Source organism: Pseudomonas sp. BN414 (assembly GCF_029871275.1).
In the GTDB taxonomy this organism is placed as follows: domain Bacteria; phylum Pseudomonadota; class Gammaproteobacteria; order Pseudomonadales; family Pseudomonadaceae; genus Metapseudomonas; species Metapseudomonas resinovorans_C.
On sequence record NZ_SSOL01000079.1, the window covers coordinates 1 to 11,810 of the forward strand.

At 57.6% G+C, this 11,810-nt stretch carries 15 protein-coding genes and 1 pseudogene; 6 read left to right on the forward strand and 10 right to left on the reverse strand.

Going from position 1 to position 11,810, the window contains the following annotated elements; translation table 11 throughout:
* Positions 1 to 670: 670 nt before the first annotated feature.
* Together E8E95_RS27770 and E8E95_RS27775 are read right to left on the reverse strand one after the other, a co-directional pair.
* Positions 671 to 1,375: an SOS response-associated peptidase gene (locus E8E95_RS27770; protein ID WP_280355455.1), complete on the reverse strand. Its 705-nt coding sequence runs from the start codon at positions 1,373 to 1,375 to the stop codon at positions 671 to 673.
* Between the two features lie 55 nt (positions 1,376 to 1,430).
* Positions 1,431 to 1,649 carry a GDCCVxC domain-containing (seleno)protein gene (locus tag E8E95_RS27775; protein WP_280355457.1) on the reverse strand — a complete coding sequence of 73 codons (219 nt, stop codon included), beginning with the start codon at positions 1,647 to 1,649 and terminating at the stop codon, positions 1,431 to 1,433.
* A gap of 174 nt (positions 1,650 to 1,823) precedes the next feature.
* On the opposite strand from E8E95_RS27775, the gene E8E95_RS27780 reads away from it, so the two are divergent.
* The 3 genes from E8E95_RS27780 (at position 1,824) to E8E95_RS27790 (ending at position 4,171) form a co-directional block, all read left to right on the forward strand.
* Positions 1,824 to 2,015 carry a hypothetical protein gene (locus E8E95_RS27780; protein ID WP_280355458.1) on the forward strand — a complete coding sequence of 64 codons (192 nt, stop codon included), beginning with the start codon at positions 1,824 to 1,826 and terminating at the stop codon, positions 2,013 to 2,015.
* A gap of 427 nt (positions 2,016 to 2,442) precedes the next feature.
* A complete protein-coding gene (locus E8E95_RS27785; RefSeq protein WP_280355459.1) occupies positions 2,443 to 3,396 on the forward strand; it encodes a hypothetical protein in 954 nt (317 codons plus the stop codon).
* Positions 3,397 to 3,718: 322 nt separating this feature from the next.
* Positions 3,719 to 4,171: a hypothetical protein gene (locus tag E8E95_RS27790; RefSeq protein ID WP_280355461.1), complete on the forward strand. Its 453-nt coding sequence runs from the start codon at positions 3,719 to 3,721 to the stop codon at positions 4,169 to 4,171.
* A gap of 106 nt (positions 4,172 to 4,277) precedes the next feature.
* On the opposite strand, the gene E8E95_RS27795 is transcribed toward E8E95_RS27790, so the two are convergent.
* The 8 genes and pseudogenes from E8E95_RS27795 to E8E95_RS27830 form a co-directional block, all read right to left on the reverse strand.
* A complete protein-coding gene (locus E8E95_RS27795) occupies positions 4,278 to 4,919 on the reverse strand; it encodes a calcium-binding protein (RefSeq protein WP_280355463.1) in 642 nt (213 codons plus the stop codon).
* Between the two features lie 200 nt (positions 4,920 to 5,119).
* Positions 5,120 to 5,237, reverse strand: a pseudogene (locus tag E8E95_RS27800) (IS630 family transposase); the annotation flags it as partial.
* 81 nt (positions 5,238 to 5,318) lie between these two features.
* Positions 5,319 to 6,257 carry a copper homeostasis membrane protein CopD gene (copD, locus tag E8E95_RS27805; RefSeq protein WP_280355464.1) on the reverse strand — a complete coding sequence of 313 codons (939 nt, stop codon included), beginning with the start codon at positions 6,255 to 6,257 and terminating at the stop codon, positions 5,319 to 5,321.
* Positions 6,258 to 6,260: 3 nt separating this feature from the next.
* Positions 6,261 to 6,644 (reverse strand): copper homeostasis periplasmic binding protein CopC, encoded by a 384-nt coding sequence (gene copC, locus E8E95_RS27810; RefSeq protein ID WP_077524905.1) that lies wholly within the window; start codon positions 6,642 to 6,644, stop codon positions 6,261 to 6,263.
* A gap of 617 nt (positions 6,645 to 7,261) precedes the next feature.
* Positions 7,262 to 7,711, reverse strand: coding sequence for a hypothetical protein (locus E8E95_RS27815; RefSeq protein WP_280355467.1), 450 nt, complete (start codon positions 7,709 to 7,711; stop codon positions 7,262 to 7,264).
* Between the two features lie 113 nt (positions 7,712 to 7,824).
* Positions 7,825 to 8,022 carry a hypothetical protein gene (locus E8E95_RS27820; RefSeq protein ID WP_280355468.1) on the reverse strand — a complete coding sequence of 66 codons (198 nt, stop codon included), beginning with the start codon at positions 8,020 to 8,022 and terminating at the stop codon, positions 7,825 to 7,827.
* Positions 8,019 to 9,413: a heavy metal sensor histidine kinase gene (locus E8E95_RS27825; protein WP_280355470.1), complete on the reverse strand. Its 1,395-nt coding sequence runs from the start codon at positions 9,411 to 9,413 to the stop codon at positions 8,019 to 8,021. Before E8E95_RS27825 ends, E8E95_RS27820 begins: the two co-directional genes overlap by 4 nt.
* A complete protein-coding gene (locus E8E95_RS27830; RefSeq protein WP_280355471.1) occupies positions 9,410 to 10,093 on the reverse strand; it encodes a heavy metal response regulator transcription factor in 684 nt (227 codons plus the stop codon). Before E8E95_RS27830 ends, E8E95_RS27825 begins: the two co-directional genes overlap by 4 nt.
* 203 nt (positions 10,094 to 10,296) lie before the next feature.
* Between E8E95_RS27830 and E8E95_RS27835 the strand changes: the two genes are divergently transcribed.
* The 3 genes from E8E95_RS27835 to E8E95_RS27845 all read left to right on the forward strand — a co-directional run bounded on the left by E8E95_RS27835 (position 10,297) and on the right by E8E95_RS27845 (position 11,807).
* On the forward strand, positions 10,297 to 10,656 hold the full coding sequence (locus E8E95_RS27835; RefSeq protein ID WP_280355473.1) for a co-regulatory protein PtrA N-terminal domain-containing protein: 360 nt from the start codon (positions 10,297 to 10,299) through the stop codon (positions 10,654 to 10,656).
* A gap of 259 nt (positions 10,657 to 10,915) precedes the next feature.
* Positions 10,916 to 11,455, forward strand: a complete 540-nt coding sequence (locus E8E95_RS27840; protein WP_280355474.1) for a plastocyanin/azurin family copper-binding protein — start codon at positions 10,916 to 10,918, stop codon at positions 11,453 to 11,455.
* Positions 11,456 to 11,552: 97 nt separating this feature from the next.
* On the forward strand, positions 11,553 to 11,807 hold the full coding sequence (locus tag E8E95_RS27845; RefSeq protein ID WP_280355475.1) for a DUF2933 domain-containing protein: 255 nt from the start codon (positions 11,553 to 11,555) through the stop codon (positions 11,805 to 11,807).
* Positions 11,808 to 11,810: the final 3 nt, after the last annotated feature.

Below are 11,810 nucleotides of genomic sequence, written 5' to 3' on the forward strand. Positions count from 1 at the left end.
TGGAGTCGGGCACTAGCACGGTTGTTGCGGATAAGGCGCCACCGATTGCCAGCGCCAACAAGCATTGCTTTATAAGCATGGTGAATCTCCGTTTCGGTATCGTCTCGATACGCCCCCAACCTGGGGGGCGGGCTATGCGACAACCAGCACGAGATCTGTGTCCAAATGAGGAGCCGTGACTCGACCTTAGAACGATGTCTCGATCAATGCCTCTCCACCGGGTGGGACGGATAGGACGTAACCAAGACGGCCGTGACAAATCATCCAACTGGTTGCGGTGTGCACTGATGTAATCGACCACACCGCCGGCTGGACGGACGCCTGAAAAAGCACTGGTTTGCAATGTAAGCAGGCCTTTTGGGCGACCTCGGCTCCGCCGGCCGGCTACCGGGAACCAAGCAACTGCCATACCACGGACGCTACCCCAGGACAGAATGGCTATGGAAAAGGCACCGAGGCGTTCGCCTACCCAGTCGGAAAAAGACGCCCCCGTTTCTGTGGGGGATAACCCCCAACATTGGGTGTTTTTCGAGGCGGAATAATTCAAGGAAGGTGGTACCAGCTACGGTTGGGGGCTGGCATCGTGGCGCGCAGCATTGGGCGGACTGAACCGGCCAAAAGTGGGCGTTCAGTGTCGAGAAAATAAGTCTGTACCCATTTACTGCCAGCTCTACGCCATCGGCACAATTTCTACCGGTTTGAGTAGCTTGGAAGAGTCGTTTCGAATGTTGTTCACCTCCGTTGACACGGGATAAGCAAAGAAATCTTCCCGGCTCAGCGCGACAGCGTCTTCAACTTGCTTAATGGGCGTGCTGGGCGATAGCCACAAGTCGAACTGTTCGGCGGGCAGAATCACCGGCATCCGGTGATGGACAAAGGCTACCGACGGCGCTGCGTCCCTGGTCAACATCGCGCAAGAGACCACTTTCTGCCCCTCTGGGCCAAACCAGGTCGACCAAAGGCCAGCAATCGCCAGTACGCCATTGTCGATACCGTGGTGGTAGTAGGGCTGATTTGTCTTGTAGCCGGACCTGCCTCGGACCTGCTGGTGTTTGTTCCATTCGTACCAGCCCAGAGCAAGCATCAGGCAACGATGGGTACGCAGGCTCTGGCGCCACATGGGCATGGTGGCGGCTGCCTCGCTACGGGCGTTGAAGCTGAAATCCGGTGGCTTGGGCTGAGTCCACCAGAAGGGAATCAGGTCCCAGCGGGCAGCCACCAGTTCCAATTCGCCTTGCGGGGTCAGGCACAGCATAGGCACTTGCATGGTGGGGGCGACGTTGAAGCTCTCGATCCAGCGCTCGGATTTACGGGCACCGATGTGCCAGAAGTGTTCGATGGCCCAGTCTCCCGGGGAAACGTATCTGCCACACATAGCGATCCCTCCACTGTCATTGGGGGAAGTCTCAGCATTCGGAAGAAATCGTAGGCTAAGTCTTACTTTGGCAGCACCCACGTTGCTCCTGGATAGGCGGGCAGGGTGCGGAGCCGAACGAACAAAACACGCAGCAGTCTCCCGGCTTGGGCCGCAGCAGTGACTTGCATTGGCTGCACTCGTAGAAGTACTGGCAGGCGTCCGTGGGCATGGTTTCCTGCCGGGCATGGCCGCAATGTGGGCAGGTCAATACTGATTCGAGAATGACGGGCATGTTCAGGAATGTCGTTGGGGGAAAAGAGGCCGCTACGGCTTGCGAGCATTGCGCATGGGGGAGGGGTTGCCGTAACGGCCTTAAGGCAACTGGCTCCGCGCTCTGCGAAGTACGTTAAGTGTAGTGGACTGGGCAGGGTCCACTGGCACGAATGGACCGCTACAAGGGGCAAGGATGGAAAGGGAATTTGTTCTGGCAGGGACAGCCGCCGTCATCTGGTTAATGCACATGGGCCTGATTGCTGCTGTCAGCTACACCGGCGATGCAGACGAAGAAAGAAGCCTGAAACTGGTGAACGCCCTTGTGCTTGCAACGGTTGCCACTACCGCTTGCTTTGCCCTGTATCTGGTGATGACGCTCCCGTAACTTTTCCCGCCCCAAATAGGAAAGCCACCGCGTTCCATGTGCCCGATGGGGAAGGGGGCGTGCGATGGCTTTCTGTCCTTCTGACGGGACACTTTCACGATACACCTGGTGTATGCAGGCAAGCGCGAGGGTGATGGACGGCGGAGGGAAAGAAAACCGCCAAGACGAGCTGCGCTCTGGGCGCCAACGCCACAGCTGATTCATACCCCGATGTTCGGTCGTTGACTCCTCGGGAGACAGAACTAGCCTCATCTCGTGGGAAAAATTCCCACGCTTTAGACGGTGCTGACTGGTTTGGAAGGATGGTGCGGAACCGCAGTTGCGCTATCACGCTGCAGATATTGGCCGTGCTGGTTGGCTGGCCGCTCCCCACGGGCGACTAGGTATGGACCGGTTGGCGTTCCCCTGTGTGCATGAGGATCACATCATGAACCGCCGATTGGAATTACCTGCCTCGGAGACAATTTTCCCCACAAAGAAGCCTGACCTGATGAGGGCTGGATTGCTCGCGTTAGCGGCATTGTCATCAGGACTGCTGGGCCAGCAGGCTTACGCCGCCAAAGATGCGGGCTGCGAGGGGGGCGGATTTACCGTCGAACTTCCGGGTGGGCCTGTTAGCGGACTTACCGAAACGACAATCCCCGCGAGCGGTGTGGGCGCCAGCTTCACGGTTCGGGGCAAGTTCGTGGTGTTTGTGGTGGACGCGGCCACGCTGGGTGTTCGCAACTACACGCTGACTGGGGCGCCCAATCCTCTGGACATGACTGGAGGTGTGCCGACCACAATCTTCGCCAGCAAGACTCCTGATCTCCAAGGGGCGACGCTGAATGGGAATCTTACGCTTGAGCTGGATGGCCCGGATGTCCTGCTGGCAAGAAATGGTCCCGGTGTCGGGATGAAGATCCAGGCCAAGGATTGTGCCCAGGGCGGGATATTCCAGATGGAGCCGGAGCGTGCGGATGGCCTTACGACCGACTTCACCCATGTATTGGCAGACGGAGTTTTTTACTTCGATAACCCCAACTTCACGAACGTGAACCTACCGCTGTGCGTCCCTCCGAACTTCAACCCCAGCTGTGCGCCGGTGCCGGTGACGCCACGGGTCAACTTCGCCAATGACCTGTCACCCAAGTTTGTTGGGCGAGACAGCACCCAAGTTGCCACCCGTGTGAGCCAGTTCGGCGGTGTTTCGGTGTGGCGGGTTGCTAGTGGTGGGCGGATGGGTGGTGTGCTGGGTGAAGACTCCGTGGAAGTGGCTCCGCCGTCCACAAACTGCGTCAAGAACTGCCAAGCCCAGAACCGTGTACGCGGCAAGTTCCCGGTGCTTGGCTTCCCCTTCCCTGTGCCGCAGGAAAATAGACTGACGCCACGTTCGCCGTGAGACGGTAGGCGCTGACGTCGAGTCAATCCGAGTAAGGAAAAGAGGCCGTCACGGCTGCGAGCATTCACTTCGGGGAGGGGTGAAGTTTCCGTGACGGCCTTAGAAGTTTGAAGTGGCCGCCACAGGCGCTGCGCCAAAGTGCCAATGATGGGTTGCCCGTAGTGGCCACATGTCCTCTCTCTAGGACAACTTTAAGGGTAGCTGACAGGTTTACATACGCGGTTGCAGGTGATGGATGGACTGACTGGTATACCCGGCAGCGAGCAATATTTTGGTCGCCTGATATCCTCCCTGTACTTCCACCCCAGTAAGGGCCCCGCCCATGTCTGATTCGGTGTTCGATGGGATAGTTCGCCGCATGGCTCGAAAGTTGGCCCAGCAGCACATCGCTCATGCCTTGGAGGCATTGCACTATGGAGGGCTGTTTAACTTCGAAGAGTGCAAACAGGAAGTCAGTCAGAGCTTCTGGGCGAGGAAGAACAAGTTCGCGGTGTTTGATCAGGCCTACTACGGCGAGTGGTACTGGCTGGGCTCCGATGATGCTCTAAAGGGGTGGCGTCGATTCGAACGTGTAGAGGGATACCACGACGGCTGGCGAGCCCAAGTGCTGTCCTTGGCCTACAACGGCTGGGTGAATGCACGGGTCATCGAGCAGTTTGGCTGGATAGATGAGGTAGTTGGGCAGCAGTACATCAACTGCAAGCGGCACCTCGATAAGCTGGACTGGGTTGACGCGCCACATGACAAGTTGAGCGTTGGCGTCCAGATGGGATGACCGGAGCGAGAGCCCTATCACGGGGGATTTTGTACCAACCCCGCTGATTGCAACGCCACGGCGACATTAATTTTTCGCCGTGGCGGATATCGTGTCACGTGGGATATCAGGCGCCCATTACGAAGTCGCTCTGGTTGATTGACGCGACGTTGACTCCTACCAGCGTGATGCTGTCGCTACCGATGGTCACTACGGTCTGGGCAACGGTGCCGCTGATGGACACCAACGCGGCAAAATTTGCTGCGTTGATGCCGAGCGCGGCGACATCCAGCAGATCCTGGCCTCCCGCCGGATTACCGTCGAAGCCGATGATTTGGTCATGACCGAAACCGGCGGCGAACTGGAAGATGTCGCTTCCGGATCCATCATCGAGGATGTCGTTGCCCGCGCCCCCCACCAGTACGTCATTACCCGTTCCACCCTGCAGCACTTCGGCGCCGTCCCCACCAAGCAGCACATCGTCACCCGAGCCGCCAGCCAGCGCGTCATTGCCTTCCTGACCTTCGAGCAAGTCGTTGCCGACACCTCCGATCAGCGAGTCATTGCCTAGCCCACCTAGCAACACATCGTTGCCGGTGCCTCCGTCCAGTGAGTCGTCACCTTCCAGGCCAATCAGCGAGTCGTCGCCGCCGTTGCCCAACAACACGTCTCCGCCAAAGCCTCCGGTGATGTGGTTACCCACCGTGTTGCCGACTACGTAGTTCGCGTTGCTGCCAACGAAGACCAACCTCTCCAGGTTGGCTGCCATGACGTATCTGAGCAGCTGGGAGTAGGCGAGAGCGCCTGACTCCCACAGACTTCAACTGACGGAAGCCACGGCAGACATTAGTTGCGATGTCTGTGGCCGGAGCACTCGGGTGGAGGGCTGTGGGCTTGAGTAGCGAGCATGCCGGTGACCAATACCAGGGAGAGGTGGCTCAAGCGCGTGAATATCTTGGGGAGATGGCTCCGGGCGATCAACAGGATCACCCGCGCCCACCGCCCATCACGCTGACTAATCGTCGCCAAGCACGTCCGACGATTCAACCCGTTCTTCCTCACTTAAAATAATGTCCTGAGAGCTCATCGCCGCCCCTCTGCGGTGGCTGACACCAGCAGCTATAGCAGTTGCGCCTGGGAACGCCAATTTTGAGGCATCACACTAGCTCTACACAGTGCCCATATCCATCTCAGGGCTCAAGGTGCCCAGCCAAGCAACTAGGCACACAATGATTATTGCTACTGAGAACTCTATGGCCATGCTGCGTCGCAACACATTAACCGCGCCACTGTATTCTCCACTCTGGATCGATCGTGCCAAAAGTGGACTCAAGTGAAAACGGTTCAGCGTGGCTAATGCGAGCATCGCTGCAAATAGCAAAATCTTCAAAAATAGTAGCGCGCCATAAGTGCTAAGTGTTATTCGATCCAGTGTTGGGCCAACGATAAACAGGTAATTTACAACACCAGTAATGGCTAGGCTAACTACAATCAACGCACCTGCTGATTCGAACCCGGTAAGAACTCGGGAAAGAATTCTCACCTCTTGTTCGCCACTGAGTATCTTTGACCGTAGCAATAAAGCGAATGCCGCCAAAGCCCCCAGCCAACCACCTGCTGCCAAAAGGTGGAAGATGTCACTAGCGAAATGAATATAACGGCGATTGCCTTCATCCATCGCACCATGCCCAGTCCAGGCGAGGGTTGACAGGGCGATGGCGCCGCACACAGTAACTAGCCACAGGCTCAGGGTCGGAAGGCGTTTGTTTAGTGTAAAGCCTATACCCGCCAGAACAAGCGCAGCTATACGAACCATCCACGTGAAGCCGACGTCAGTACCGGTAATCACCATTTCGACGATATGGTGATTAAGCTCCATAAATCCTGAAACGCCACTCATTGCCTTGGCAAGCAACAACATGGCAGCGAGTGACAGAAATATGCCAGCAACTACTGCGCCGAAAAGAAGCGACTCAAAGTTCAAGACAGCGCCGGATACCCGCTCTTTTCCCCTGAGACTGTACAAACCAAATATGGCCAATCCAAACAGCAGCATGAGATCCATATAAAGAGCGAAGCGGACAGCGATGTTGATTGAGTCGCTCATGGATCATTTCACGTTGAAAACAAGACTGCCTGTTACGGGGTGAGTGTCGGAAGAGACTGCTCGCCATTCAACCTTGTAGGTACCCGTGGTTAACGGAGAGGCGGGCGTGATGACCATCGTTTTCGGATCATCGCTGCCGGAGACAGATGCCTTAACACCCATTGGGGAATTCGGCATGCCGGGCATATCGGTCATGATCAGCTTCGCACCGGAGAACTGAGCCGTGAGGTTTTCCGAGAAATGCAGCTCAATCTTGGAAGGTGCTGTGGAAGTCGAGCCTTCTGCAGGGGTAGAGGACACCAGTTTTGGATGTGCTTGGGCCATAGCGCTCAACAGCAAACCAGCGCCAAGTGCAACAGCTGCGGTAGTAGTTTTAAAGAATGACATGCAAGACTCCTCACAGCGTAAGCTGTTGGTACGAGGTTTGGTGGGGAATTTCTAGTTTTTACTTCTCGATTCTGGTTAGAACCACTAGCCAATACCAAGCGTATGCCGCGTCCTGATAGGCCCTGAACCGAGGTAATGGATCAAGCTAGCCACTTCGTAGAGCTAGGACACGATGCCACATTACCGCCGACCGTTCGATTACAATTCAGTAAGCTTGGCGGGCACATTTTGGGGTGACGTTGAGGGCAGGAAGTAGCCCCCGGCTCGCAGATCACCAGGCCTTATCCGATGAGCAAGCCGAGAGCGGCGGTGATGCGTTTGGCTTGGTTAGGCGCGATGATTTTTTCCGCGACAGTTGAGCTGTAACGTTCCTGTCGGTGAGGCGTCCGGCTTCATTGGCCGGGCAGGACATGGCCGAGCAGCTTCAGCTGCATGGTGGCTTCGATCAGGCACTCTCGTATGCGCTGGGAAATCAGGCGATCACTGATTCTGGACTACAATCAAACTCGTTCCGTGTAATGCTCCCCCTAAGGCCGCCTGAGAGCGGCCTTTTTATGCCGTTCAATGCCATCACTGCCGCGAAGAAGTGCCCGCACGTCCCATCCATTCGTAATCGATCACCAGTTCGGTGACAGAGCGTTGGGGCCGCTTAGCGGCCCCCTCGTCAAAGCACCTGCCTGAGGAAACTCTGTGCCCGTGGGTCCCGAGGCTGGTCGAAGAACTGCGCGTACTGTCTGCAGCCTTGGATCAATGGCAGGGCCGTTGGCCAGGTTGAGGGTCTGGCGAACCCCATCTCGCATCTGCTGGGTTGAATTGTTCGGCTCTGCCAGCAAGCTACGCAGGAAGGCGATGTCCTCCATGTCGATGTCGACAGGCACGATGTCCGCCCCAGCATGAAGGGCTCCGGCCTCTTCGGACAATGCGTCGAGGTAGATCGACAGGATCTCTACCGCTTCGATCCGATGCATGACGCCGGCGCGGATGCAGACAGCTCGGGCCCTGACAGCGGTATCCGGGGTATGTACGGTCAACTCGGCGGCTAGACCAATAGTGATCTGGTGGGCCATGTGGCAATGACAATCGTGGCTACCCGCCTGCCCAACAAAGACGCCCAGCCCGGGAGATATCCAGGCCTGGCCACGCCACCCAATCCCCTGCATTGGGTTCACGCGGAAGCCCCTCAGGTTTCCGCGTTCCGCTGGTTGGCAATTTTTTGCACCTCCGCTTGGAACGCTTCATCTAGCACGCTGGGTTTCTTGCGCCAGGGCTGGCGATCTGGCTTGCGCTGAGCGGCGTAAAGCACCACCTCACCTCCGTCGCGCTCGACGAAACTGCGCGCTTGCAGCTCCAGTTCCGCCCGAAGTTGCTCTTTGGTCATACGGTCTCCCTTGTCTCGTCTAGCCGAGGAAACTCCATGTGAAAAGCGGTACGGCCGTGTGCCGACGTGCACCAGATCCGACCGCGGTGGGCTTCGACAATTGACCGGGTGATTGCCAACCCCAGGCCGGCATTACTGGGACTACCCTCTCGCCGTGCGGGGTCGGCGCGGTAGAAGCGGTCGAACAGGCGCTTGAGGTGTTCAGCGGGGATAGATTCGCCCGGGTTCTCGACACTCAGCCTGGTCGACGCATCCGTTTGGGCGATTCTCACCGTGATGGTCTTACCAGGCGGGGTATAGCGAAGGGCATTGGAAAGTAAGTTCGAGATAGCGCGATCCAGCATCAGCACGTCACCACGGACACTACCCAGGCCTGAGAGTTTGAGTGCTATACCGCGTTCATCCGCCATCAGTTGGTAGTATTCGAAGAGCTTGCCAACGATATTCTCCAACTCGATCTGTTCGCGTTGCGGCACGATCAAGCCATTGTCCGCCTTGGCCAGGAACAACATGTCGTCGATTATCCGCGACATGCGCTTGAGGTCGTCGAGGTTCGAGTACAGGTTGTCTTCATACGCCTCGATATCCCGTTTCCGGGACAGTACAACCTCCGTATGAGTCATCAGATTGCTCACCGGTGTCCGCAACTCGTGAGCGATATCCGCGGAGAAGTTAGAGAGCCGCACGAAGGCCTCATCCAGCCGAGCCAACATAGCGTTGAATGACGACATCAACTGCTGCAGTTCCAATGGCACCGGCTCCATCGGAATGCGTTCCTTGAGCGATTTGGCCGACATTGATGCGGCCATCTGGGTCACTTGTCGTAGTGGGCGAAGCCCGCTGCGGGCGACGACCCAGCCCAGTCCTGCACTGACCAGGGCGCTGATGATCAGCCCAATGGTGAACCAGCGCTGCAAGGCCTCAAAAAAAGCCATGTGGTGGGTCACGTCCAGCACTAACAACAGGGTCAATGGGGCCGCCAGACCCGGGACGTTGAGCTCAGCCGTCAAGCCGCGGTACATGAACTCCTGATCTCCCCACTCCCACATGGTGGGGGCAGACCGGACACGAAGGCCTTGGGGAACATTCACCATGGCAGGCTCCGCAAATAGCACCTTGCCATCGCTGTCCAGAATAATCGCCGCAAGGTCCCGGTGGGCACCCAGCAACGCGCTGAGCTGCGGCTTCAGCTCGGTGAAGTCGGTCACGCTGGGTAGTCCCTGCAGGATGCTTTGTGCCGACTCCAGTTTTTCCACCAGGACTTGGTAGTCGAGCGACTTGAAGTGGCGCTGACTCAAGTGGTTGAAGCTCAGCCCAGCCACGGTCAGCACCGCTGTCACCGCGAGCATGAACATCAGGCTCATGCGCGCCGTCAGGGAGAGATGCCTCATTCTGGGTCGGGCCCATCAAGCATATAACCCATGCCGCGGGCGGTATGGATCAGCTTCACGGCGTAGTCATCATCCATCTTCGCGCGCAGACGGCGGACAGCCACCTCGATCACATTGGTATCGCTGTCGAAGTTCATATCCCAGACCTGCGAGGCGATCAGCGATTTCGGCAGCACTTCACCGCGCCGGCGCATCAGTAGTTCGAGCAAGGAGAATTCCTTGGCTGTTAGCTCGATGCGTTTGCCACCGCGAATGGCGCGGCGCTTCAGCAGGTCCATTTCCAGGTCCGCAATTCGCAGGATCGCCTGGGTCGGTACGCTGTTACCCCGGCGCAGGAGTGTCCTGACCCGTGCCAAGAGCTCGGAAAATGCAAAGGGTTTGATTAGGTAGTCATCGGCGCCCAACTCAAGCCCTTTCACCCGGTCATCGACCCCGTCCCGGGCGGTTAGGAACAGTACGGGGACGTCTTTCCCGGCGGCGCGAACCATCCGCAGCACTTCCCACCCGTCTAACCCCGGCATCATCACGTCCAGGATCAACAGGTCATAGGACTCGCTGAGGGCATGCTGAAGCGCATCAGTCCCCGTCATGACCCGATCGACATTGAACCCAGCCTCTCTGAGCCCCTGTTGCAGGTAAGTGCCGGTTTTAGGTTCGTCTTCGGCAACCAGTAATTTCATTGGGCAGTATCCGTGTGGCGAATGGACGCAGTTTGCAGTGAATACCTCCCCCCAAGCACAAGCTTACAAAAATGTAATTCTGGCTTCAGGCCACTGTCAGGGAGCGCTGTCTAGGGTGCAAGCATGAGCGATTGTGCGCTCGCCCGGCTCCCGAACGACCAATCCAGAAGGGCCGGCTCCACTACCTGTAGGGAGACTGCCCAATGAGATCACTGAAACCACTGCTTCTGGTTGGTTCGCTCCTGCTGTCTTCTGCCGTGTGGGCCGAAGGCGGGAGTGATCGCACCTTCCAACGCATCGAGCAGATGCGGGACAAGGCCGAGGCCGTGCTGATTCAGGCGGAGAAGGCGCCGGCCAGTGAGCGCCATGTGCATATGAAAGAGCACATGAAAATGCTCGACGACATCATGACGCAGCTCCACAACGAGCATCCCAAGCCGGGAATGACGGGCGAGGAGCATCTGGCGTGGATGGAGCAGCACGACAAGCTGGTCGATGACGTGCTCGGGCAAATGATGCGCGAGCACAAGCTGATGATGGCCGACAAAGAATGCCATCCCTAAAGAATTCCCCCATCTTCAAGGCCTTTCGTGATTGCTCCTTTGGCCTGGCGGCGCCTTCTTGGCGCCGCACTTTTTATCGCTGACGCATTTGCAGTTTGGGGATGCGCTGAGTCGACGACCCATGCCTCCGGAACCACTCACTAGGGGGCATGAGGTCCGTCGAACCTTACAGATATGTAGTTTTCGCGTAAGTCTGCCGGCAACTCCGCCTGGCTAGCATCAGAGGCGTTTCAAACCACACCATCTTGCGAGGTTCAAAATGAATAATACCAAGCTCGCTTCTTCCCTGATTGCCACTGTTTCCCTGGTCACCGGTGCTATCGCCCAAGCCGATGCGGGCCACGCGAAGGACGAAATTGGGCGACCCGGCACCTTGGCAGAGGTTGACCGCACCATCGAGGTGAAGATGGGCGATGTCTATTTCGCCCCGGAAAGCATCGATGTCAAAGACGGCGAAACCATCCGGTTCGTGCTGAAGAATGACGGCGCGGTGCTACACGAGTTCAACCTGGGTAAAGCGGCCGCCCATGCCGCGCACCAGAAAGAAATGGCGGCCATGTTTCAGAACGGCACGCTCAGCCCGACGGGGCGCAATCACGACATGCAGGCAATGGACCATACGATGGGCGGTATGAAGATGGTCGGCATGGAACACAACGACCCCAACAGCATGCTGGTCGAGCCTGGAGCCACTAAGGAGCTGATCTGGACCTTTGGCAAAACCACCGGCCTGCAGTTTGCCTGCAACGTGCCCGGTCACTATCAGCTCGGCATGGTCGGTCCGGTCAACGTGCAGTGAGCGAATTGACTGGCGTCAACTGGTGAACACGGGGTGTCGTCTAGGCTGAGGAACGCGGCAGCGGACGACACCTCCACCTTAGCTCAGGAGTTGAATCATGACGGAAACCCATCGCCATGGCCCCGAACCAGCCACACCCTTCTGGCGGAGCAAAGGGGGCATCGCGCTGATCATGCTGGTTGTGATCGGCTTGTTCTATGTAGCGCGAGAGCACTACGGCCACCTCTCCCTGGCTTTGCCCTACTTGATCCTGCTGCTTTGCCCGCTGATGCACCTCTTCGGGCATAACCACGGTGGGCATTCTCACCAGGACCGCGAAGACTCCACCAAGCCGGATAACAGAGGGAACTAGTCC

What these genes read in the sequence shown, in the direction of transcription:
- E8E95_RS27770 (WP_280355455.1), bottom strand. Translation starts at nt 1,375, where the DNA reads ATGTGTGGCAGATACGTTTCCCCGGGAGACTGGGCCATCGAACACTTC.
- E8E95_RS27775 (WP_280355457.1), bottom strand. Translation starts at nt 1,649, where the DNA reads ATGCCCGTCATTCTCGAATCAGTATTGACCTGCCCACATTGCGGCCAT.
- E8E95_RS27780 (WP_280355458.1), top strand. Translation starts at nt 1,824, where the DNA reads ATGGAAAGGGAATTTGTTCTGGCAGGGACAGCCGCCGTCATCTGGTTA.
- E8E95_RS27785 (WP_280355459.1), top strand. Translation starts at nt 2,443, where the DNA reads ATGAACCGCCGATTGGAATTACCTGCCTCGGAGACAATTTTCCCCACA.
- E8E95_RS27790 (WP_280355461.1), top strand. Translation starts at nt 3,719, where the DNA reads ATGTCTGATTCGGTGTTCGATGGGATAGTTCGCCGCATGGCTCGAAAG.
- E8E95_RS27795 (WP_280355463.1), bottom strand. Translation starts at nt 4,919, where the DNA reads ATGGCAGCCAACCTGGAGAGGTTGGTCTTCGTTGGCAGCAACGCGAAC.
- copD (WP_280355464.1), bottom strand. Translation starts at nt 6,257, where the DNA reads ATGAGCGACTCAATCAACATCGCTGTCCGCTTCGCTCTTTATATGGAT.
- copC (WP_077524905.1), bottom strand. Translation starts at nt 6,644, where the DNA reads ATGTCATTCTTTAAAACTACTACCGCAGCTGTTGCACTTGGCGCTGGT.
- E8E95_RS27815 (WP_280355467.1), bottom strand. Translation starts at nt 7,711, where the DNA reads ATGGCCCACCAGATCACTATTGGTCTAGCCGCCGAGTTGACCGTACAT.
- E8E95_RS27820 (WP_280355468.1), bottom strand. Translation starts at nt 8,022, where the DNA reads ATGACCAAAGAGCAACTTCGGGCGGAACTGGAGCTGCAAGCGCGCAGT.
- E8E95_RS27825 (WP_280355470.1), bottom strand. Translation starts at nt 9,413, where the DNA reads ATGAGGCATCTCTCCCTGACGGCGCGCATGAGCCTGATGTTCATGCTC.
- E8E95_RS27830 (WP_280355471.1), bottom strand. Translation starts at nt 10,093, where the DNA reads ATGAAATTACTGGTTGCCGAAGACGAACCTAAAACCGGCACTTACCTG.
- E8E95_RS27835 (WP_280355473.1), top strand. Translation starts at nt 10,297, where the DNA reads ATGAGATCACTGAAACCACTGCTTCTGGTTGGTTCGCTCCTGCTGTCT.
- E8E95_RS27840 (WP_280355474.1), top strand. Translation starts at nt 10,916, where the DNA reads ATGAATAATACCAAGCTCGCTTCTTCCCTGATTGCCACTGTTTCCCTG.
- E8E95_RS27845 (WP_280355475.1), top strand. Translation starts at nt 11,553, where the DNA reads ATGACGGAAACCCATCGCCATGGCCCCGAACCAGCCACACCCTTCTGG.